Below are 20,609 nucleotides of genomic sequence, written 5' to 3' on the forward strand. Positions count from 1 at the left end.
GACGGGACACACATCACGATCAAGCATCCCGAAACTGCCTAGCTGACCAAGCACTGGTTGTACGTAACAACCGATGGTGGTGAAACGACCGAACACCTGTACTTGTTACACGTCGCTCGAATCCAGCGGCACGAGCAGCCGGCTTGAGCGATTCAGTCAGATGTTTCCGCGTAAAGGTTCTGCGGCGTACTGGAGCCGTGAGCTAACAGTTTATTGAAAAAGGGGGCTGCTAACGCTCGGCGGCTGACTCGTCTAGATCGAAAAGGCGAACGACCATTCTTTGATCACCGGTACGTGGTCCACCCGAAGCGTCAAAGCTACACTGTTGTTCGATTCGATGCGGGCCGTCAGAGGTTCCACGTTACACCAACCATTGAGCCTTTCGTGAACGATCCGTTTTTTTTGCTGCTGCTGTTTGGTATTCCGGCGATCAGCGGGTTGGTTTCTCGGCAAATGAGAAAACGGTTTGTCCAGTTTTCGAGCGATCCGATGCCGTTGACCGGTCGGCAAGCGGCCGAACGAATGCTGTTCGAAAACGGCATCACCGATGTACAAGTTATCTCGACGCCGGGCCAATTGACCGACCACTATGATCCACGCAACAAAACGGTGAACCTGAGCCAAGTCGTGTACTCGCAATCCAACGTCGCCGCCGTCGCGGTTGCGACTCATGAATGCGGTCACGCCGTACAGGACGCGACCGGCTACGCGATGTTGTCGCTGCGGTCCAAGATGGTGCCAATGTTGAAGGTCAGCAACATTGCATTGCCCGTTTTGGCATTCGGCGGCGCGGCCATTTCTCAAATGGCAGGCAATCACGGCACGGCGCTGCTGTGTTTTTTCGCACTCGGATTGCCGGCGTTGTTTAGCGTGATCACCTTGCCGGTCGAATTCAACGCTAGCCGACGAGCCCTGAATTGGCTCGAGGAAGTTGGCATCGCCAAAGACGAACAATACAGCCGCGCCCGCAAAGCACTTTTCTGGGCGGCGATGACCTATGTGGTCGCCGCCTTGGGCGCAATCATCCAGGCACTGTACTTCGCCAAAATTTTCCTAGGCCGCGGTCGACGATAATTCAAGTCACCGCATCCGCCAAGTGATCGCGCAGTCGCCCCATCGTTGGCATGCGCAGGACCATCAAGGCAATCGCGATACCCACAAACACCACGTGTAAGTGTGAGCCGCCGACGAACCAAAGCACGACGTTGGTGACAGCGCCGCCTTCCAAAGGAGCCGCCACCAGCAGTTGCCGCGTCATGAAGTTAGCGATGACGGGCTGCATTTCAGCGGGCAACCGATCTCCCGGTTTCGCCGACTCGACAACCTCGGCCAGCGCCGCCGAACGTTCGATTGGGGGTTTGGGAATCAATACGGGCAACAGCATCGACATCACGATCGTTAGCAATCCCATCCCGCCACCGACCACAAGAAAGATGGTTGGGTCGTTGGCTGCATCCGGTGGCCGGCGCATGATCGCGAACGTCACCACAATGACCGACAACCCGACAACCAACGCACCGCAAATCAGTTGGCTGGTTCGCAAAATCGCGAGCAGCGAAGTCGGCGTATTCGGATTGGTGGAATGCGTCGGTGGTTGCGGAGCTTCACCGGGCGTTTGAAAGGGATTGACGGAGTTCATGGGAAGCGACCTTTCGCCATGGCGACTACGGTTGAACCAACGGCATCTTCGTGCCGAACAACTCTTGAAAGAATAACTGCATCGCCAACCACGAACGGTGATCGGCTTGTTGGTTGTAGGCAGCGCCTTTGGAATTGTCGTTGCCGGCCATCGGTTGAGTGAACGAGTGGACGGCGTCGGAGTAAACATCCATTTGCCAGTTGATGTTCGCGTCGTTGAGTTCTTTGACGAAGGCTTCAATGTCGTCCTTTGGCACAAACGGATCGTCGGCTCCGTGGCAGACAAGAATTTTGGCGATTATGTTTTTACCGTCGCTGGGGCTGGGCGAATCCAGACCGCCGTGGAAGCTGACCACGCCCGCAACATCGGCACCGCTGCGCGCAAGCTCCAACACGCCCGTCCCGCCAAAGCAATAACCGATGGCCGCGATTCGCTTGCCATCGACGTCGCTGCGACCTTGCAACTGATTCAGCCCCAAGTTCAATCGGCGGCGATAGAGATCGCGGTCGCCTTTGTACTTACCGGCCGTCTTTCCCGCCTCGGCCGTGTCGGCAGGACGCACACCTTGTCCGTAGATGTCGAGCGCAAACGCGACACAACCGAGTTCGGCCAGTTGCTGGCAGCGTCCTTTTTCGTAGTCGGTCAGTCCCATCCATTGATGAACAACCAACACGCCCGGTGCCGTGCCGGTCACCTTTGCCGGATCCCAGGCCACAAACCCCTCCAGCGCCACATCACCATCGTGGTAGACAATGGTTTCGGTTTGGACTTCGGCCCTCGCCGCAACCGTTCCAAGAACGAGCCAACCGAACGCGAAAAAGAAGAGAGTGGGAATCGACCGCATCATCATAAGCCTCGGAAAGTGGGGACAAAACTTCGGACCGGGTCATTGGACCGCGCCGCTTTTGTGATCGGCAAGGTGCTGTCGGGCGACCGCCTGTTCGATCCTCGGGAAAACGTCGCTATTAGGAGTGAACGGGCGATCGACAGCACTTTTTCTCAAGCCGTAGCATACCGATGATCCGAACGCTAATACTTTCTCTGCTTGTGGCCACCTCGTCATCAGTGGTCCCGGCGCCAGCGGTCGCTGACGAGGCGATCGAGCAACTGATCAACGAACTGGTGACGGTCTCGGATCCTGGTTTCGGGTACTCGGGATATTTTTCGGGCGACGAATTTTTGCCCTATGAAGGAACTGGCCAAATCAGGACCGCGCTGCTGGGTGCAACGTATCGTCGTCCTTCGATACCGATGCGAAAGATCGTCGAACGTGGCATCGACGCGGTGCCCGTTCTCTTAAAGCACATCAACGATTCGAGAACGATCGACACCGAGCCGATGTCGGGAATGATGTGGATGGAGTTTTCAGACGAATACGACATCAATCACAGAACGCGTCGCGAACCGCCCAAAGGCGTCAACCGCGAATCATCACCTAGAAATGACGACCACCCCGACGAACACGCCTTGACCGTTGGCGACCTTTGTTTCGTGGCACTCGGCCAGATCGTCAATCGAAACTACGTGGCGACTCGCTATCAGCCGACCGGCGGATTGATTGTCAATTCACCGACTTATTCAAAGCGACTTCGCGATATCGTTTTGGCCGATTGGTCGGACTTGACGGAAGAATCGCATCGCGACGGATTGATTCTCGACTTCAAGCAACCGGACTGGCACAGTCGCCGCGTTAACGCGTATTACCGATTGTCGCTGTACTATCCGGAAACGGTCGAGAATGTCGTGATGCCCTTGCTGTCGTTGCCGACGTACGACTCAAGTCTGGTCTATGACTTTTGCAAGAAGGTCCTGTACGCGACGGAAGACAGAGCCGAATGCAAGCGGGTGCTCGACGAGTTCACCAACAAGCATGGCGATGTATACCGGGAAGCCACTAGGGAACAGTTGTTCGGTGATTTGGCGGGCCTTGAATCGGACGAGTTTCATGGTTTCACGCCGGACCCGAAAAGCAAAGATCATCGTTGCCGCGAACTGTTGGTTACCTTATTTGATCAACCCGAAAACGTTCTCAGCAACCACCGGCCCGAGTCGACAGTGATTGATAAATTTGGTTTGGCGAGATTGATCGAGAGCCTGACTCACGATCGAGTGCCCGCGATCGGGAGCGCCGTCCGTCGCATCTATCAACGGAATCGCGAAGACGACGATTCGTATTTGACGACCGCATGCTTGAAAAGTCTGGCTCATCGCGGTGACGCCGCGACGATGATCGATCGGTTGAATCAGGTTCGATTTGATCGTTTGAATTCTGATGGGCAAGACTTCGATGCCGTCGATGCTATCTGTACGACCAGCGACCCGACGGTGCTGACCGCGATCGAAGGTTTCGCGGAGACAACCATCAACGATCAGTATTTCACGAAGATGTTGGCGGCGCTGGAAAGGTCGGGCAAACGAGACCCTGAATGGCTTTGGAAGCGAGCAATCCACATTCTCAATGGTCTGCCTGATGCGACGAAACAGGGCCAAGATTTGCTGGAATTGATCGGAGACCGTTTCCCCGATCGCGCCGAAAACGTGTATCGCGAATTCTTGGCCAAGGGGACGACCGAGCGTGCCGAGACGATGTGCGTGTTGCTTTGGTCCGACCATCCGCTTGCTCTGAAGATTTTGGCACCGCTGCTGGATGACGAACGCTTGATGAGCGGGTTTTCGGTGCCGATGCGGGTCTGTGACCGAGCCGCTACGGCGATCAGCCACCGATTGAAGAAACCCAGATTCGATTCAGAATGGTCGCTGCGCGTCAAAGACGATCTGATCACGCGGTACAAAGCCGAGTGCATTCGACGATCGAAGTGAGTGTTTCGCAAGGGTGACATTGGCCCGCTGGTCGATTCGGCTTCAATGACCGATAATTTCGGACAACGTCCCCTCGAACCAACTCCATTGGCATCCACCCCTATGCTCGATTCGGCCCTGGAAATCCTTCGACTCCAATCCGCTGGCGAAGCGACGGCCGTTGAGATCGCTGGCGCCGCCCTGGACGCCATCGAAGCCTCGCAACCGACCATCAACGCCTTCACTCACGTCGATCGCGAAGCCGCGTTGTCGGCCGCGGCGGCGGTCGATGCCAAACGGGCGGCCGGCGGCAGACTGGGGCCTTTGGCGGGTGTGCCCGTTGCGGTCAAGGATGTCCTGTGTACTCGCGACATGCCGACGACATGTTCGTCGCGGATGCTGAAAAACTTTCGGCCACCCTACGACGCCGGCGTGGTCGAGCGATTGCGGGCCGCCGATGCCGTGATCGTCGGCAAGACGAACATGGACGAATTCGCGATGGGCGCCAGCACCGAAAACAGCGCCTTCGGTGTGACGCGAAACCCCTGGGACACAACTCGCATTCCCGGCGGCAGCAGTGGTGGTGCCGCGGCGTGTGTGGCAGCCGGCACCGTTCCGCTTTCGATCGGCACCGACACCGGCGGGTCGATTCGCCAACCTGCGGCGATGTGCGGCGTGACGGGACTGAAGCCGACGTATGGTCGAGTCAGTCGTTATGGATTGATCGCATTCGCAAGCAGCCTCGATCAGGTTGGTCCGATCGGTTGGTCGGTGCCCGATGTCGCGCTGATGATGCAGACAATCGCCGGCTATGATGCTCGCGATTCGACGTCACTGAATCTGGACATCTCGCATTACACCGAAGTACTCAGTTCCCACGATTTGCGCGGACTGAAGATTGGCATTCTGCGAGAATCCATGGATCGCGACGGCGTCGACGATTCGGTGCGTCAAGCAACCCTGGACGCTGCCGATGTGTTCCAATCGATCGGCGCCGAAATGGTCGAAATCGATTTGCCACACAACGATTATTGGGTACCGACGTACTACGTGATCGCGCCGTGTGAAGCGAGCAGCAATCTTTCGCGATACGACGGTGCCCATTACGGTCATCGAACCAGTGATTTGTCGGACAGCGACAAACTTGGACCACTGGTGACGACCTATTGCCGCAGCCGCGCCGAAGGTTTCGGTGACGAAGTGAAACGTCGAATCATGGTTGGCACCTACGCCCTGAGCGAAGGTTACGCAGACCAGTACTACAGCCAAGCCTTGAAGGTACGCCGATTGATCAAGGGCGACTACGACGCGGCATTTAGCCAAGTCGATTTGTTGCTCGGCCCGGTCACTCCGACGCCTGCATTCCCGCTTGGACAAAAGGTCGACGATCCGATCCAGATGTACCTTTGCGACTTGTTCACAGTCGGCGCCAACTTGGCCGGCGTACCGGCCATCTCGCTACCCGCGGGATTGGATGCCTCGGGTTTGCCAGTCGCCGTCCAACTGCAAGCACCGGTTTTGGAAGAATCGCGGTTGCTGTTTGCCGGCGCCGCTTTCCAATCGGTGACCGATCACCACAAACGTCGCCCTTCGTGATTTCGCCGCGTTTGAATACGCCATACCAGCACTAGATTTCATAACATGACACTCAGCAACGGCTATCCCGCCCAAACCGTTATCGGGTTGGAAGTTCACGTCCAACTGAAGACCGAGACAAAACTGTTTTGTGGTTGCAGCACCACCTTCGGCGCGCCTCCCAACACTCAAGTTTGTCCCGTGTGCCTAGGTTTGCCCGGCGCGTTGCCCGTCATGAACGACGCGGCAATCGAATTGTCGATTCGCGCGGGGCTTGCGATTGATTGCTCGATCCCGCCGATGACAAAGTGGGACCGCAAGCAATACTTCTATCCGGATTTGCCCAAGGGCTATCAGATCAGCCAGTTCGATCTACCGATCTGTGCCGACGGATTCATCGAAATCCCTGACCCCGCCGATCCGGATTCGACGCGCCACATCGGGATCCTGCGTGCTCACTTGGAAGAAGACGCCGGCAAGAGCATGCACGACGAAGCAGCCGGTCGCAGCGATACGCGAATCGACCTGAATCGCTGCGGCACACCGCTGCTAGAAATCGTCAGCCAACCCGACATGCGTTCCAGCGCCGAAGCCAAGGCGTATTTGCAAGAATTGAAATTGCGAATGACACACTTGGGCATCTCCGATTGCGAGATGCAGGAAGGTTCTCTGCGAGTCGACGCGAACGTGAACTTGCACATCGAAGTTGACGGCAAGAAGATCGCCACGCCGATCGTTGAAGTCAAAAACATGAACTCGTTTCGCGCCGTCGAGCGTGCGATCGAGCATGAAGTTGATCGCCAATATGATTTGTGGGAAGAAACCGGCAAGACGATCGACGACGAATCCAAGACGACTCGTGGCTGGGACGACAACGCGGGCATCACGTTCTTGCAGCGAGAGAAGGAAGAGTCCGCCGACTATCGGTACTTTCCCGATCCCGACTTATTGCCGATCCGATTGCCGATCGAGCGAGTGGAAGCCGCTCGAGCGAACTTGGGTGAATTGCCCGGCGCGATCCGGATTCGACTCGCCCAACAATATGGAATCAAACCCTACGATGCCGATGTGATCGTCAACCAAGGCCCCGATTTGATCGCCTATTTCGAATCGGCGGCAACGGGTTCGGGCGACGGAAAGCGGACGAGTTCGTGGATCCAGCAAGACGTGATGCGCACCTTGAAGGATCGCGACATTGGCATCGGCGAATTCCCGGTCGACGCCGACTCTCTTGGGAAGTTGCTGGAGAAGGTCGCTTCGGGTGAACTGGACAACGCACGAGCGCGTGACGTTTTCGCACACATGATCGAAACCGGCCAATCGGTCGAAGCGGCTATCACGGCTTTGGGGATCGAATCGGTTGACAACAGCGAACTTGAAACGCTTTGCCAAGAATTACTCGATGCCAATCCGCAGGTCGCCGAAGACTTCAAAGCGGGTAAACAGCAAGCCGTCGGATCGTTGATCGGACAGGCGAAGAAGAAGAACCCCAACGCCAATCCACAGCAAGTCCGCGAAACGTTGATCAAGTTGCTGCAAGGTTGACATGAATGAGACAACCACCCTTCGCCGCGACTATGGATTCCTCGCCATCGCGGCGTTGGTGATCGTCAATGCGATCTGGTTGTTGTTGATGCCATGGGTGCCGGCGATCGCCGAGTCAACGCTTCGACGGTTTCACTTGGCGTCATCGTCTTTCGGCGTTTGGGCGGTGCAGTTCCCCATCCCCTCGATGTACAACTTCGCCAATCGAACCCGCGTCGATGCGCTTCCGCCTGGGTTGATCGACCCCATTTTGGCAAACCCGCTTTCGACCAACACAGATCAACGCGATGCACCGGAGCGTCGTTACATCAACCACTTTCCGATTCGTGTATTGACGTTTGCCGATACTCGGTGGCGCAACCTGCATGACGGCAAAGACCGCTGGTACGAACTCGAATCGACGTACCGTGGCCAACGAATCGAGACACGTCTTCATGCCAAACCCGACGCGGACGTCGCCGGCGGCTTTGTTTTGGTGCGTCAGTCGGTGAAGGTGACGCGATGACCGAGGATTCGCAGAACACTGATTCGATCCGAATCGATCGAGTCGTTGTGGCACATCGCATCGTCCAGCTCGGCATGCTGTTGGGAATGATTTGGAAGTGGACGTACTTCGTCGCTGCGGCGGACGTGTACGCGGACATCCCGATCAACGACGATTTTTTTCCCGGTCTCTTGCGGGCTGCTTCCGTGGTGGTGGTGGCATACTTGGCAGCGGCCGCCACGATCGGCCTGAACCTGATCACGGCCAGCCGTCCGTTGCAAATTTTCTGTTCCGTGGTGACCCTAGCCGGCAGCACGGTCCTGTGTCTTCACCAAGCCAGTTACAACGACATGACGTTTGTGACGACGTGGTGGACGGCGTTGTGGTCGGTCTGGTTCGTGTGGCACATGAACGATCCCGATGTTGATGGATTGCTTCGCCGCGGCGCGTTTTTGGGTCGGCTGATCATCTCGATGATCTTGCTCGGTGGCGGCGTCGGCAAATGGACCAGCGAGTATTGGTCGGGCGAAGTTTTCTACGACATCTACTTCCGCGACCGCGACTTTTGGCTGTTCAATTTGCTACGTGACAACTTCGATGCCGACACACTGCGTGAGATGTCGAAGTGGTACAGCCGAAAGGTCGTCATACTCGAATCGGTCGCCGGATTAACGTTGTGGATGTTGCCGGCCCGCTGGGCGGCGGGAATCGGTGCGGTGATCCTGGCGTCGATCGCGTTGCTTTCGAACTTTTTGTTATTCTCGGTGCTGATGAGCCTGATCGGTTTGGCATCGGTGGGATTATTGGTCCGGCGCCATACGTCTATTCCGTGAGCCGCGACACGTAAGCGGCCGGGTAAATTCGCACTGTACGTTGCTTTAGCGCCGTCGGCTCATCGCTTTAGCGCCGTCGGCTCATCGCTTTAGCGCCCTCGGCTTATCCTTGTCGTGGCCCCGAAATCTGCCGATACCGGCTACATTGGCATCGCTGGAATCACTAGGTTTCAGGTTCGAACCGCGTTACAACACACCCTTGGTGCTGGGGACGGCGCCTCCGCTTCGCGGATCGTCTTCGGCCGCCATGCGGATTGCCCGTGCAACCGATTTGAAGACGCATTCGGCGATGTGGTGTCCGTTGCGTCCGTGGTGCAATACGACGTGCAGGTTGCAGTTTGCGTTGGCGGCGAACGATTGCCAAAAATGCTCGACCAATTCGCTGTCGAACGTGCCAATTTTTGACGCCGCGATCGGTGCATGATACTCAAACGCATAACGTCCGCCCATATCGACGGCGGCCGTCACCAAACATTCGTCCATCGGCAACGTGAAGTGACCGTAACGCTTGATGCCAGCTCGATTGCCAAGTGCTTGATCGACGGCTTGCCCCAGCGCGATACCGATGTCTTCGGCGGTGTGGTGATCGTCAACGTGTAGGTCACCCTTCGCGTCGACGTCCAAATCGATCATCGCGTGCTTGGCCAACAAGTCCAGCATGTGATCCAGGAACCCAATGCCCGATCTTCGCGAACCACCGCCGTTACCATCCAGATTGACGGTTAGCTTGATATCGGTTTCGCCGGTCTTGCGGCTGATCGTTGCGGTGCGCGTCATGACTGTAAAGCTCTTTCGATGGTCGAGAGACAGGATTCCATTTGCTCGTCGGTCCCGACGGAAATACGCAAACCGTCACCCCAATCGGCAAACTGCATGTATCGAATCAGGATGTTATTCTGCTTGAGAAATTCGTAGATCGCCTTGTGGTTACCGTCGGGGTGTCGGCACCAAACAAAATTGGCGTGCGAGGGCGTGACCTCAAATCCCATCGCCGACAATCGAGACTGCATCACCGCGCGGGTCGTGTTCATCTTGGTCTTGATGTCGGCCAACCATTCTTGGCATCCCATCGCGGCGGTCGCGGCGGCAATGGAAATCGCGTCGCAGTTGTAACTGTCTTTGATCTTGGTTAGCTCGGCGACGATGTGTGGCTGGGCGACCAGAAATCCGAACCTCAATCCCGCCAAACCGTAGGACTTGCTGAGCGTTCGAGTGACGAAAACATTCTCGTTACGCTTGACCAAGTCCAAACAGTTCGTCTCAGCGAAATCGACGTAGGCTTCGTCAACAACCAATGGACACGTCAATGAAGCGGAGACCTTTTCCACTTCGTTGGGCGAAACGATGGTGCCGGAGGGGCTGTTCGGATTCGGCAATAACACCAACCGCAGTCCGTCATCACTTTTCGCAAACTCGGCGGGAAGCTTCCAACCGTCTTCGAACGGCGTTTGTTCCCACGATGCACCTTGGATATCGGCCAGCGTTCGATAGAGGATGTAGCTGGGGTAGGGCAGTCGCAAGCGCTGTCCTTCGCCGACGAAGCCTCGGACCAAAATCGTCAGAATCTCGTCGCTGCCGTTGCCCGCCAAAATCCATTCCGGACCTGGCATCCCCAACGCTTCGGCAGCGGCGCGGCGAAACGAGGTTGCCATCGGATCGGGGTAACGATTGATCGGGCCTCCGGCGGCCGTGCGGATGGCTTCCACGACGGCAGGCGGCGGCGGATAGGGATTCTCGTTCGTGTTCAGTTTGACGCACGAACCCGGCGGTGGCTGTTCGCCCGGCGCGTACGGCAGCATCTTTGCGAGGGCAGGTCGAAACGGGTTGGCTTGGGTCACGGTCGGAAATACTCGTTCAAATTCGTTGAACACTCGTGGACGGGAAACGCAAACAGATCGAGACGATAATCTTACTCGCGAATCGTCACGCTGCGGGCGTGGGCGGTAAGACCTTCTTTTTCAGCAAGTCGGACAACGTCGGGAGCGATTTGGTTCAGGGCGTCCGGCGTGAACTCGGTGATACTGCCGCTTCGCAGGAAGCTGTTACTCGATAATCCGGCGGCCCAGGTGCAGGTGCCGCCGGTGGGCAGCACGTGGCTAGGCCCGGCCGCATAGTCGCCCAAGGCCACCGGGGTGTAGTGGCCCAAGAACGCGGCGCCGGAATTTCGAATCTTGGCCATCAACCGACTCGGATCGGCCGTTTCAATGTTCAAGTGCTCGGGCGCGAACTGATCCGTCAACTCACACGCGTGATCTTCGTCGCGGACAAGGATCAAGGCACCGAAGGCTTCAAGCGAATCCACCGTCAACTCGCATCGCTCAAGTACAGCGACCTGCTTTGCCAATTCCGCGGCGACGGCTTCGATGAGCGGTTTGTGCCAAGTGATCAGGATCGCCGAACCGGGCGAGTGCTCGGCTTGAGCCAGCAGGTCGGCAGCAACGTAGTCGGCGCGGGCAGTTTCATCGGCGATCACGATCACTTCGCTGGGTCCGGCGAACGAATCGATATCGACCGTTCCGAAAACGTGCTTCTTGGCCAGGGCGACGAACAGGTTGCCGGGGCCGACGATCTTGTCGACTGCTGGGATCACGTCACATCCGTAAGCCATCGCCGCGACGGCTTGGGCGCCACCGCATCGATAGACTTCGGTGATACCCAGTTCATGACACGTCGCCAGCATGTCGGTGTTGTAGGAACCAAACGGTGTCGGCGGCGCGACCACAGCGATTTCCTTGACGCCCGCAACTTGCGCCGGCACGGCCGTCATCAGCACGGTCGACGGATAGGCCGCCGCGCCACCGGGCACGCAAACGCCAACGCGGCGAAGTGGCACATAGCGCTGGGTCAGCGTGACGCCCGGTCGAGGTGTGATCGTGACATCGTTATGCAAAATCGCCGACTGAAACGCAACGATGTTGTCGCGGATGCGGCCGATGGTTTCGATCAGCTTCGGATCGGCCGCAGCGTGTGCGGCAACCAAGTCGGCCGCGGGAACTCGCAATTCGTCCGCCGTCAGATCGGCCTTGTCCAGCGCCGCGCTGTAGCGGAGCAGGGCAGGGGTACCTTCGCGGCGGACGTCATCGCAGATCGTTTCGACGACTTGAGCAGGCGTCAGCGGCTTGCCGAAGACTTCTTCGGTCAACGCACGGCCTCGGGGGCTGACCACGTTGCCTTGGGGGCTGAGCTTGTCGCGAAGCTGCTGCAAAATCTCGGCAGATCCGGTGCGAGCGTCAACGCGCTGGATACTGAAAGTCATTGGGCTAGGCTGATGAGGGGAAAGTAGAGAGCGGACGTGTCAGGGGCGAAGTGTTACGGGGCTTCCTGGGATAGAATAGTAGAAGCCATGACAATTGGTTACCGCAGGAACATTTGGACCCCAACCATGATCGATCTTCGCAGCGACACCGTGACCAAGCCGACGCCGGCGATGCGTCAGGCGATTGCCCAGGCGATTGTCGGTGACGCCGTGATTGACGTCGATCCGACGGTCGATCGCCTGGAAAAATTGACGGCGGAAATCCTGGGCAAGGAAGCCGCCGTCTTCATGCCCAGCGGTTCGATGACGAACCAAGTCGCGATTCGCGTGCATTGCGAACGGGGCAGCGAGTTTCTGTGCGAAGCGGATTGCCACGTTTATCACTATGAACAGGCTGCGTTTGCCCAGCTATCGGGACTGGTCGCCCAAACCGTTGCCGGCCCGGGAGGCGTGCTGCACGTCAACCAGCTTCGATCGATGATCCGGCCGATCAACGACCACTTCGTTCGCACGCAATTGGTTTGTTTGGAAAACACCCACAACCGGTGGGGCGGACGCATCCAGCCTCAGCAAAACGTCGTCGAAATTTGCCAGTGGGCGTCCGAAAACGGCTTGCGAACCCATTTGGACGGAGCCCGACTGTGGAACGCGGCAGTCGCATCGGGCATCAGCGAAAAAGAACTGGCGAGGCCTTTCGATAGCGTCAGCGTCTGTTTCAGCAAGGGACTCGGCGCGCCGGTCGGATCGGTGCTTGCCGGGTCCACCGAGTTCGCGGCGAAGGCACGTCGGGCTCGTAAGTTGTTTGGCGGCGCGATGCGACAAGTCGGTATGATCGCGGCCGGTGCGGTGTACGCTCTGGAAAATCACCGCGACCGACTGGCCGACGATCACGAGGCGGCAAAGAAACTGGGCGACGCCTGCCGACAATACTCGTCACTTTCGATTCGCGGCGATCGCGTCGACACGAACATTGTCGTCGTCGAGATCGATCCCGATTGGGGCAGTGCCGAGGCGATGCTTTCAAGACTGAATCAGCAGGGCGTGGATTGCTTTGCAATCAGCCCTCAGGCGATTCGCTTCGTCACGCATTTGGACGTCACCGAATCACAGATCGACGACGCCTGTCGAATCATCCAGTCGATTGCCGCAACGTCGGCCGCGTGATGTCATCGTCTCGCCTTGAATCGATCGGATTGTTTGCCGCCGCATCGGTCGTCGTGGCGATTGCTGTCGCGATCCGCATCCCGTCGCTTTCGGAAAGTTTCTGGGTCGACGAACTGCATTCGGCGTGGTGCGTATGGGGATCGTTTGCCGATGTGCTGCCTCGCGCCCAGGCGGGCAACCAATCACCCGTTTACTTCGCCGGACTTTGGGCTTGGAAACAAGTGGTTGGCGATTCCGAGCTTGCGCTGCGGCTTTCCAGCGTGATCGCCGTAGCGATCGCCAGCAGCGTGATTTGCGTCGGCATTGGCGATTGGACGAAAAGCGTGGCGGCTGGCACGGCCGCAGGACTAACACTTGCACTGGAGTCGAACTCGCTGTTTTTCGGCACAGAACTGCGGCCCTTTGCGTGGGTCATCCTGCTTGCCTCGGTTGCGACGGTCTGTTTCGTTCGATTGGCGTCGACGGGTTCACGCGAAGAAAGCTGGGCAACGTGGTTCACGCTGGTGGCGTCCGTGTTGATCGCGATGGTGATTCAACCGACCAGCCTGGGCGTGCTGGCGTGGTTGCCGATCACGCTGTGCTTGGCCTGGACTTGGCGAGACCGATCGTCGATGGTTGATTTTGATGGGCGCTCGGTCGTGCTGGCGATCGTTACCGTGGCTTCGATGTGGGCGATGTGGCAAATCACGCTGGGACAATCATGGCAGCGCCGCGGCGTTTGGGCCACGTTTGCATCGGCCACCGATCCCTGGCAAATCTGGGGAGCGTGGAGTTGGTTTTGGCTGGCGATCTTGCCTTTGCTAGTCGTCGTCATAGTAACCTGGATTCCTTCGCGATCGAATGATCGCGTTGGGCGCGTCACCGTGTCACGCAACCGTGTCACCGTTGTGGTGGTCGGGCTCGCCATCATCGCTACGTCGGTTTACTGGCTCGTATCGTGGTCCGGTTTTTTACCCGTTTGGCATCGTCGCTATTTCATCGCGGTATTGCCGATGTTGGCTGTGGGTGTGGGCGGGGCCGTTGGGTCCGTCCGTGCTTCGTTTCGCGGATCAAAGTGGATCACTGCGGCAGCTTTGCTGGTTGGACTGCTTTGGCAACAAGGGACACTGGATCGGGTTACCCAAAGCCCTGGCGGCGCCCTGGTCGTTCGAGGCGAAGATTGGCGATCAGCGACCGCCTGGATCAGGGAAAACGCATCACCGGACGATCGCATTTATTTGGATGCTGGCCTGATCGAAGCTCGCGAGCGTTCGATCGCGAATGCGAACTACTCGGAAAGACGCTATCTCAACTATCCCATCTTGGGTCCCTATTCGGTTGGCCTCCCCGTTCAACCGGCAGGCCCCGCATGGGACGAGGTGCCCTGGGATGGGGATAAAACGGTGGTTTTGTTGACCAGGCGACCGGCCCGGCAAATCAGCTTGTCGAGTTTTCCGAACGCGACAATCCACCGGTTCGGTGGTGTGTCGGTGATTCGGTTGTCGGTGACGTATTGATACCGGTCTATCATAAGGATAGGTAACGCCTTCGGCCCTTGACGCATCCGTTCTCATGAAAACTTCCCGTCTTAAACGATTGATCACCGCAAGCGTGATGGCGGTTTGCGTATTCTCGCAAGTGGCTCAGGGTGAAGATGCCGCGGCGAGAGGCTACGGAGTGCTGACGGAAATGCCGCTGCTTTCGAGCGACTTTGATCAAGAAGTTTTCGACAATACATGGCAGTCCTGGCCCGAACCGCTGCGTCGCAAGGCCGAGAATGCATCACCGGAAGAACGCCGGCAGATGGCGTTCGATCGATACGGTCTGACGAATCGCCAAGACCACGCATCAGGAAAACCACTGCAATACGTCGTCGATGAAACCAGCGGCGACTGGACGATGAATTGTTTTTCGTGTCACGGCGGCAGCGTCTACGGGACTTCCACACCGGGGGCGCCGAACAATCGCTTTGCGTTGCAAACGATGACGGAAGAAATTCGGGCGACAAAGTTCAAGCTTGGGAAACCACTGTCGCGAATGGACCTGGGATCGTTGGTGATCCCCCTTGGCACGACCCACGGCACAACCAACGCGGTCGTCTTCGGCATGGGGTTGATGAGCAGCCGAGATGCGGATTTGAACTTGATCGCGTCACCCATGGAATCATTCACGCACCATGACATGGATGCGCCGCCGTGGTGGCACTTTCATAAGCGTCCGTACATCTACATCGACGGGTTCGCGCCGAAAGGCCACCGCGGATTGATGCAGTTCACGCTGATCCCCGAGAACGGTCCTTCGTTCTTCCATGAACACGAAGAACACTTTCGCGATGTCTATGCATACCTTTCGTCGCTACGCCCGCCCAAGTACGACGGGCCCATCAATTCACCATTGGCAGAGCAGGGCAGGGCACTCTTTCAACAAACGTGTGCGGAGTGTCATGGCACCTATGGTGAAAACGGCCAATATCCGAACCGAAACATTCCGCTGGACGAAATCGGAACCGACCCGGTGCGATTGACAGCGTTAACCGCCGAAGGCCGGACGAAGTATGCCAAAAGCTGGTTTGCCCGAAGCGGTGATCCCGACGCCGGTAAAACGATCGTCGACCCGAAAGGCTACGTCGCTCCGCCGCTGGATGGTGTATGGGCGAGTCCGCCTTATTTCCACAACGGCAGCGTGCCAACATTGTGGCACGTCCTGCACCCGTCCGAGCGACCCACGGTTTGGCGCCGCAATTCCGATGCGATGGATTCCGAACGAGTCGGGTTCCAGATCGACGTTGTCGAAAAGGTCCCGCTAACCGAACCCGATGTCGCGATCCGGCGCAGTTTTTTCGACACTCGACGTTTCGGGAAGAGCAACGCCGGCCATGACTATCCGGACGTATTGTCCGAGAGCGATAAGCGAGCAGTTCTTGAGTACCTGAAAACGCTTTAACAGGACAGCACCCATTTCATCCTTCACCGAAGCGTGAAACGCTGTCCAGTCGGGTCGATTCAACGAGCGCCTACTTCGCGAACGCACCCAATGTCAGCGCACCGGTGGTTGCGTCGGAGCCGCGATTTGCAAATCGAAGCGGGCGGCCGCCCTTCATCGGATTCGGAATCACCAATTGCAATTCGAACTCGCCTTGGTCGACCGATGCGGCGTCGATCGTCGCCTGAAACGTTTTTGATTCACCTGGCAAGATCTCGCGTGGCGACCAATCGGTTGCGATGCGCTTGAAGACTTTGCCGTCGTGGATCAGCAGTAGCTCGGCCGCCCAACCGTGATGATAGAATGGCGCAATGCCTCGATTGGTAAGCGTGACGTCGACTCGTGCGCTGCCGTCCGCCTGTGCTTCGCCGCCAGCCCTGGTGACTTCGAAATCGTAGCCCATCTTCTGGACCGCCTTAACGGCTCTCGCGTAGCGATCGGGACTGGGTTGTTCTTGGTTCATGCCAGTGTCCATCAACCATGTGGCGTGCGTGACGTCGCGGCACTCGTCAAAACTTTGCGATGCTTCGGTACAGGGTTTTTCGTCGAAGCAGCAGCCCCATACCTCCGGGCGAATCTCGCCGCCGATCGGTGCGGTTTGCCAGCGGTCGGAAAGTCTGGCCGTCTTCATCTTGGGCCAGAAATACCATTCGTCCTCGGGGCGTCCCGTGTCCAACGTCGAATGAGCGAACGAATCGTCGTGATAGCCGAATCGGTACGGTGTGCTGTCGGTGTACAGATAATCGTCTTTGCCAGCCGGGTACCGAAGCAATACTGGCGTCTTTCGAAAGGAACGATCGAAGGCGTCTAAAACTTCTTTCTGAACTTCTTTGCTGGCCCACAATTCCGTTTTGGGATACGTATGCCACTCACCCCATGTGCCCAGCATCCCGGCCGTGATGTAGGCCAGTCGCGGATCACCATCGTATCGCTTGCCCCAGGCTGTGATGAAATCGGTCATCACCTTCCTCAAGTTGGGATCTCCATAATCAGGAGTCTCAATGGCGGCCGGCGGAAACGGTGCCGTGTTGGTGTTCAGGTAGCGGTGAACCTTCAATCCGCCCTCGACCAAGAACGTGGGGATGACACCTTCTTTGCCCGGATACTCAAGAAAAATTCGCGTCACCGTCTGGTGCCCCCGCGACGCGACGTCGTTCAAAATCTGCTCAAACGCCCTCCATTCGTATTGGCCAGGTCCTTTCACGATCGCCGAAAGCGGCAAATAGTTGAATTCCATGCTGTAGGGGAATCGATCCGGATGGGGGCCCTGGTAGGGCACCAGCCCCTTCAGCGGATTGTCGGCAGGCCCAGCTTCATACACGAACTCCGCAGGCGTGAAGCGAGCCGATGTGGACGGTTGCGCCTCCACCGTCGTGCCGGTTCTAACCAGCATCAAGAGGCACCCCAGTGTGGCTAGCAGGCTGACCCATCTTCTTCTATTCAAAGCTAAATTCCGGTGAAGAACGCATTGCAAGGATCCAGCCTCTCGTCATGCGACAATGCGGCCGGCGTTTCTGCACCTACTCTAGGTGGCCGTACCGACGTATAAAAGAGTGTTCAGTGTTACTGAGCTACCGATTTCAATGCCGATGGAGCTTTCCAATAAGATGAATGAGACCCAACTACTCGCCGCCCGCGCTGGAAACATCACTCCCGAAATGGAGTACGTGGCCAAGCGTGAAGACCTCTCTGTCGAGCTGATCCGTGATGAAGTGGCGGCCGGTCGCATGGTCATTCCCGCCAACAAGGTTCACGCGGCCGGATCGCTGGAACCGATGGCAATCGGGATCGCGGCCAAGTGCAAGATCAACGCCAACATTGGCAACAGCGCCGTGACCAGCAATGCCGGCGAAGAATTGGAAAAGCTGCACACGGCCGTCCACTTCGGCGCCGACACCGTCATGGACTTGTCGACCGGCAAAGACATCGACAACATCCGTCGCCAGATCATTGAAAAGAGCCCCGTCCCGATCGGTACCGTGCCGATTTATCAAATGCTAGAAGAACTCGGTGGCAACATCGAGGACATGACGGCCCAGCATTTCTTGGACATGTGCGAACATCAAGCCAAGCAGGGCGTCGACTACATGACGGTCCACGCCGGTGTCAAACTCGAACACTTGCACCTGAGCATCAATCGCATCACGGGCATCGTCAGCCGCGGTGGTTCGCTGATCTCGAAATGGATGATGGCGCACAACAAACAGAACCCGCTTTACACAGCCTTCGATGATCTGTGCGATATCTTCCGCCAATACGATGTGACTTGGTCGCTCGGTGACGGACTGCGCCCCGGTTCGATCGCCGACGCGTCCGACGCGGCCCAATTCGCGGAACTCGATGTGCTTGGCGAACTGACCAAGCGTGGCCAAGCCAACGGTACACAGGTGATGGTCGAAGGCCCGGGACACATCCCGCTGAACCAGATCCAAATGAACATTGAAAAGCAAATTGAAATTTGCGACGGTGCGCCGTTTTATGTCTTGGGCCCTTTGGTCACCGACATCGCGCCGGGTTACGACCACATCACAAGCTGTATCGGTGCCGCCAACGCGGGCATGCACGGCGCGGCGATGCTGTGCTACGTCACGCCGAAGGAACACCTGGGTCTGCCGAACGAAGAAGACGTCAAGCAGGGCGTGATTGCTTACAAGATCGCTGCCCACGCCGCCGACGTTGCTCGTGGTCGAAAGGGTGCCCAGGATCGCGATGATGCACTATCGAAGGCACGCTTCGCGTTCGATTGGAACGAACAGTTCCGTTTGTCGCTCGACCCAGAAACGGCCCGTCGTTATCACGATGAAACGCTTCCGCAAGATACTTTCAAGAGCGCTCACTTCTGCAGCATGTGCGGACCGAAGTACTGCTCGATGAAGATCACCGAAGAAATTCGGCAAATGGCCAAAGACAAGAAACTGGTAGGAATGCCAGTTGTCGAGGCCAATTAACTTCGTCGATTTCGATTGATCGGCACGCCGCGGGTTTGCCTATTCGACTCGTGGCGACTGATACGGATTGCCCGTTTCCTCAGTCGTCCCGTGAGTTGCCTCTTCGATCGCACTTGGATCAAGGCCGTCACCTCCGATGACCAACCCGGTGCCGCGCAGCTTCCACAAAAAGTAGGCTGCCCCGACGGCCATCAATGCGGCACAAATCAAAAAGATGTGTTGCGGCCGATTGCCGAAGCCAGGGCGGATGGCCCAGTACATCAGCGCCGCCACGGTCATGAACGTGAATGAAACCGCATTGGCCGTTCCCAAGAAGCGACCGCGCTCATCACTTGGCGACAAGTATTGCAAGAGCGCTTGCAACGGCACGATGTAGAAACCGGCAAAAAACCCGGCTCCGAAAATCAGAAACGAAGTCAAGCTTGTGGCGACCTGAATCATGCTCGCACCGGGCATCTTGCCTGTCGGAATGATGCCTAGAAGCGTAAAGAAAACGATCAAACCGCCCGCGCCGATGGGAATCAAACGCGGCTGGATCTTGTGACCGGAAATCAAACCGGCTACCGCGCACCCGACGCCGATCGCGATGCCCAAAACGCCCATCAACGCGCTGGCTTCCGCCCGATTGATACCCAACACCACCGTGTACTCGGGCACAATGAATAACGCTAAACCCGCAAGCAAGTAAAAGTATCCCCACGCCATCATCACCATTAACAAACGCGACCGCGACATTTCGCGAATCGTCATCGTGTAGGTTGAAATCGGATTCCAGTTCCACGACATTTTCCGATCGCCGACCGGCAACCGAGGCATGAACACGGCCGCGATCCATCCGCCGATCGCGATCGCTGTCAACGCGGCGCCGGGCAACCAAGCGATGCCCGGGGCACCGGCTTGGGGCGAGTATCGATCGCTAACGGCACCAGCGGCCAACGTGCCGACAATGACGGCAACATTGGTCATCATGTTGATCGTGCCGTTGGCACGGCTAAGGTCGCCGTCATTCACCAATTCTGGAATCATGCCGTACTTGGCGGGCCCAAAAAAAGAACTCTGGCATGTCAGAGCGATCAACGACAACAAAGTGATCCACAAGTTGCCCGTGAAGAAACCCACGGCCGCGATGATCGCGATCGGGATCTCGGCGATCTTCACCCACAACGTGACGTCGCGCTTAGAGTAACGATCGGCAAGCTGGCCGCCGTATCCAGAAAGCAGGATGAACGGGACCGTGAAACAAACCCCAACGATGCCCTGACCACCGGCACCAAGCTGGCCTGCCCAAGCCCCGTCGATGACCATGAACGTCAAGATGCCCTTGAGCACATTATCATTCATCGCGCCGAAAAACTGGGCCGTCAGCAGGCTGAGAAAACCGCGTTGAAAAAGTTTGCTGGTCACG

The 20,609-nt window shown here is 57.4% G+C and carries 17 protein-coding genes; 10 read left to right on the top strand and 7 right to left on the bottom strand.

Translation table 11 applies throughout. From position 1 onward, the window contains the following. Positions 1-384: 384 nt before the first annotated feature. The gene (locus Poly51_RS10515; protein ID WP_146456982.1) at positions 385-1,074 is read left to right on the top strand and encodes a zinc metallopeptidase; all 690 of its coding nucleotides are present in this window, start codon (positions 385-387) and stop codon (positions 1,072-1,074) included. A 1-nt stretch (position 1,075) separates the two neighbouring features. Here the strand turns inward: Poly51_RS10515 and Poly51_RS10520 are convergent, their stop codons facing one another. Then, positions 1,076-1,639, bottom strand: a complete 564-nt coding sequence (locus Poly51_RS10520; protein WP_146456984.1) for a hypothetical protein — start codon at positions 1,637-1,639, stop codon at positions 1,076-1,078. Between the two features lie 25 nt (positions 1,640-1,664). Further along, positions 1,665-2,486, bottom strand: coding sequence for a dienelactone hydrolase family protein (locus Poly51_RS10525; RefSeq protein WP_315853662.1), 822 nt, complete (start codon positions 2,484-2,486; stop codon positions 1,665-1,667). 170 nt (positions 2,487-2,656) lie between these two features. On the opposite strand from Poly51_RS10525, the gene Poly51_RS10530 reads away from it, so the two are divergent. The 5 genes from Poly51_RS10530 (at position 2,657) to Poly51_RS10550 (ending at position 8,875) form a co-directional block, all read left to right on the top strand. Next, on the top strand, positions 2,657-4,459 hold the full coding sequence (locus Poly51_RS10530) for a hypothetical protein (RefSeq protein ID WP_146456986.1): 1,803 nt from the start codon (positions 2,657-2,659) through the stop codon (positions 4,457-4,459). Positions 4,460-4,561: 102 nt separating this feature from the next. Continuing rightward, positions 4,562-6,034: an Asp-tRNA(Asn)/Glu-tRNA(Gln) amidotransferase subunit GatA gene (gatA, locus tag Poly51_RS10535; protein WP_146456988.1), complete on the top strand. Its 1,473-nt coding sequence runs from the start codon at positions 4,562-4,564 to the stop codon at positions 6,032-6,034. A gap of 45 nt (positions 6,035-6,079) precedes the next feature. Continuing rightward, on the top strand, positions 6,080-7,558 hold the full coding sequence (gene gatB / locus Poly51_RS10540; protein WP_146456990.1) for an Asp-tRNA(Asn)/Glu-tRNA(Gln) amidotransferase subunit GatB: 1,479 nt from the start codon (positions 6,080-6,082) through the stop codon (positions 7,556-7,558). A gap of 1 nt (position 7,559) precedes the next feature. Continuing rightward, the gene (locus Poly51_RS10545) at positions 7,560-8,063 is read left to right on the top strand and encodes a hypothetical protein (RefSeq protein WP_146456992.1); all 504 of its coding nucleotides are present in this window, start codon (positions 7,560-7,562) and stop codon (positions 8,061-8,063) included. Next, positions 8,060-8,875 (top strand): hypothetical protein, encoded by an 816-nt coding sequence (locus Poly51_RS10550; RefSeq protein WP_146456994.1) that lies wholly within the window; start codon positions 8,060-8,062, stop codon positions 8,873-8,875. The genes Poly51_RS10545 and Poly51_RS10550 overlap by 4 nt, the downstream gene beginning before the upstream one ends. A gap of 186 nt (positions 8,876-9,061) precedes the next feature. On the opposite strand, the gene hisB is transcribed toward Poly51_RS10550, so the two are convergent. From hisB to hisD, 3 genes are all read right to left on the bottom strand, one after another. Continuing rightward, positions 9,062-9,652 carry an imidazoleglycerol-phosphate dehydratase HisB gene (hisB, locus tag Poly51_RS10555; protein WP_146456997.1) on the bottom strand — a complete coding sequence of 197 codons (591 nt, stop codon included), beginning with the start codon at positions 9,650-9,652 and terminating at the stop codon, positions 9,062-9,064. After that, entirely contained in the window at positions 9,649-10,713 is a 1,065-nt protein-coding gene (hisC, locus tag Poly51_RS10560) for a histidinol-phosphate transaminase (protein ID WP_146456999.1), read from the bottom strand. The genes hisB and hisC overlap by 4 nt, the downstream gene beginning before the upstream one ends. A 71-nt stretch (positions 10,714-10,784) precedes the next feature. Further along, complete coding sequence (hisD, locus tag Poly51_RS10565; RefSeq protein WP_146457001.1) at positions 10,785-12,131, bottom strand: histidinol dehydrogenase; 1,347 nt, start codon at positions 12,129-12,131, stop codon at positions 10,785-10,787. 126 nt (positions 12,132-12,257) lie between these two features. Here hisD and Poly51_RS10570 point away from each other — a divergent pair, with 126 nt between their 5' ends. The 3 genes from Poly51_RS10570 to Poly51_RS10580 all read left to right on the top strand — a co-directional run bounded on the left by Poly51_RS10570 (position 12,258) and on the right by Poly51_RS10580 (position 16,217). After that, entirely contained in the window at positions 12,258-13,295 is a 1,038-nt protein-coding gene (locus Poly51_RS10570) for a threonine aldolase family protein (protein ID WP_146457003.1), read from the top strand. Further along, complete coding sequence (locus Poly51_RS10575) at positions 13,295-14,791, top strand: hypothetical protein (protein ID WP_146457005.1); 1,497 nt, start codon at positions 13,295-13,297, stop codon at positions 14,789-14,791. Before Poly51_RS10570 ends, Poly51_RS10575 begins: the two co-directional genes overlap by 1 nt. Positions 14,792-14,888: 97 nt before the next feature. Next, positions 14,889-16,217, top strand: coding sequence for a c-type cytochrome (locus Poly51_RS10580; protein ID WP_246114422.1), 1,329 nt, complete (start codon positions 14,889-14,891; stop codon positions 16,215-16,217). Positions 16,218-16,287: 70 nt separating this feature from the next. Here the strand turns inward: Poly51_RS10580 and Poly51_RS10585 are convergent, their stop codons facing one another. Then, on the bottom strand, positions 16,288-17,700 hold the full coding sequence (locus tag Poly51_RS10585; RefSeq protein WP_146457009.1) for a DUF4832 domain-containing protein: 1,413 nt from the start codon (positions 17,698-17,700) through the stop codon (positions 16,288-16,290). A 145-nt stretch (positions 17,701-17,845) separates the two neighbouring features. Here Poly51_RS10585 and thiC point away from each other — a divergent pair, with 145 nt between their 5' ends. Further along, positions 17,846-19,204: a phosphomethylpyrimidine synthase ThiC gene (thiC, locus tag Poly51_RS10590; RefSeq protein ID WP_146457011.1), complete on the top strand. Its 1,359-nt coding sequence runs from the start codon at positions 17,846-17,848 to the stop codon at positions 19,202-19,204. A 39-nt stretch (positions 19,205-19,243) separates the two neighbouring features. Here the strand turns inward: thiC and Poly51_RS10595 are convergent, their stop codons facing one another. Beyond that, on the bottom strand, positions 19,244-20,608 hold the full coding sequence (locus tag Poly51_RS10595) for an MFS transporter (protein ID WP_146457013.1): 1,365 nt from the start codon (positions 20,606-20,608) through the stop codon (positions 19,244-19,246). Between the last annotated feature and the right edge of the window lies 1 nt (position 20,609).

It is taken from the genome of Rubripirellula tenax (assembly GCF_007860125.1).
GTDB lineage: Bacteria > Planctomycetota > Planctomycetia > Pirellulales > Pirellulaceae > Rubripirellula > Rubripirellula tenax.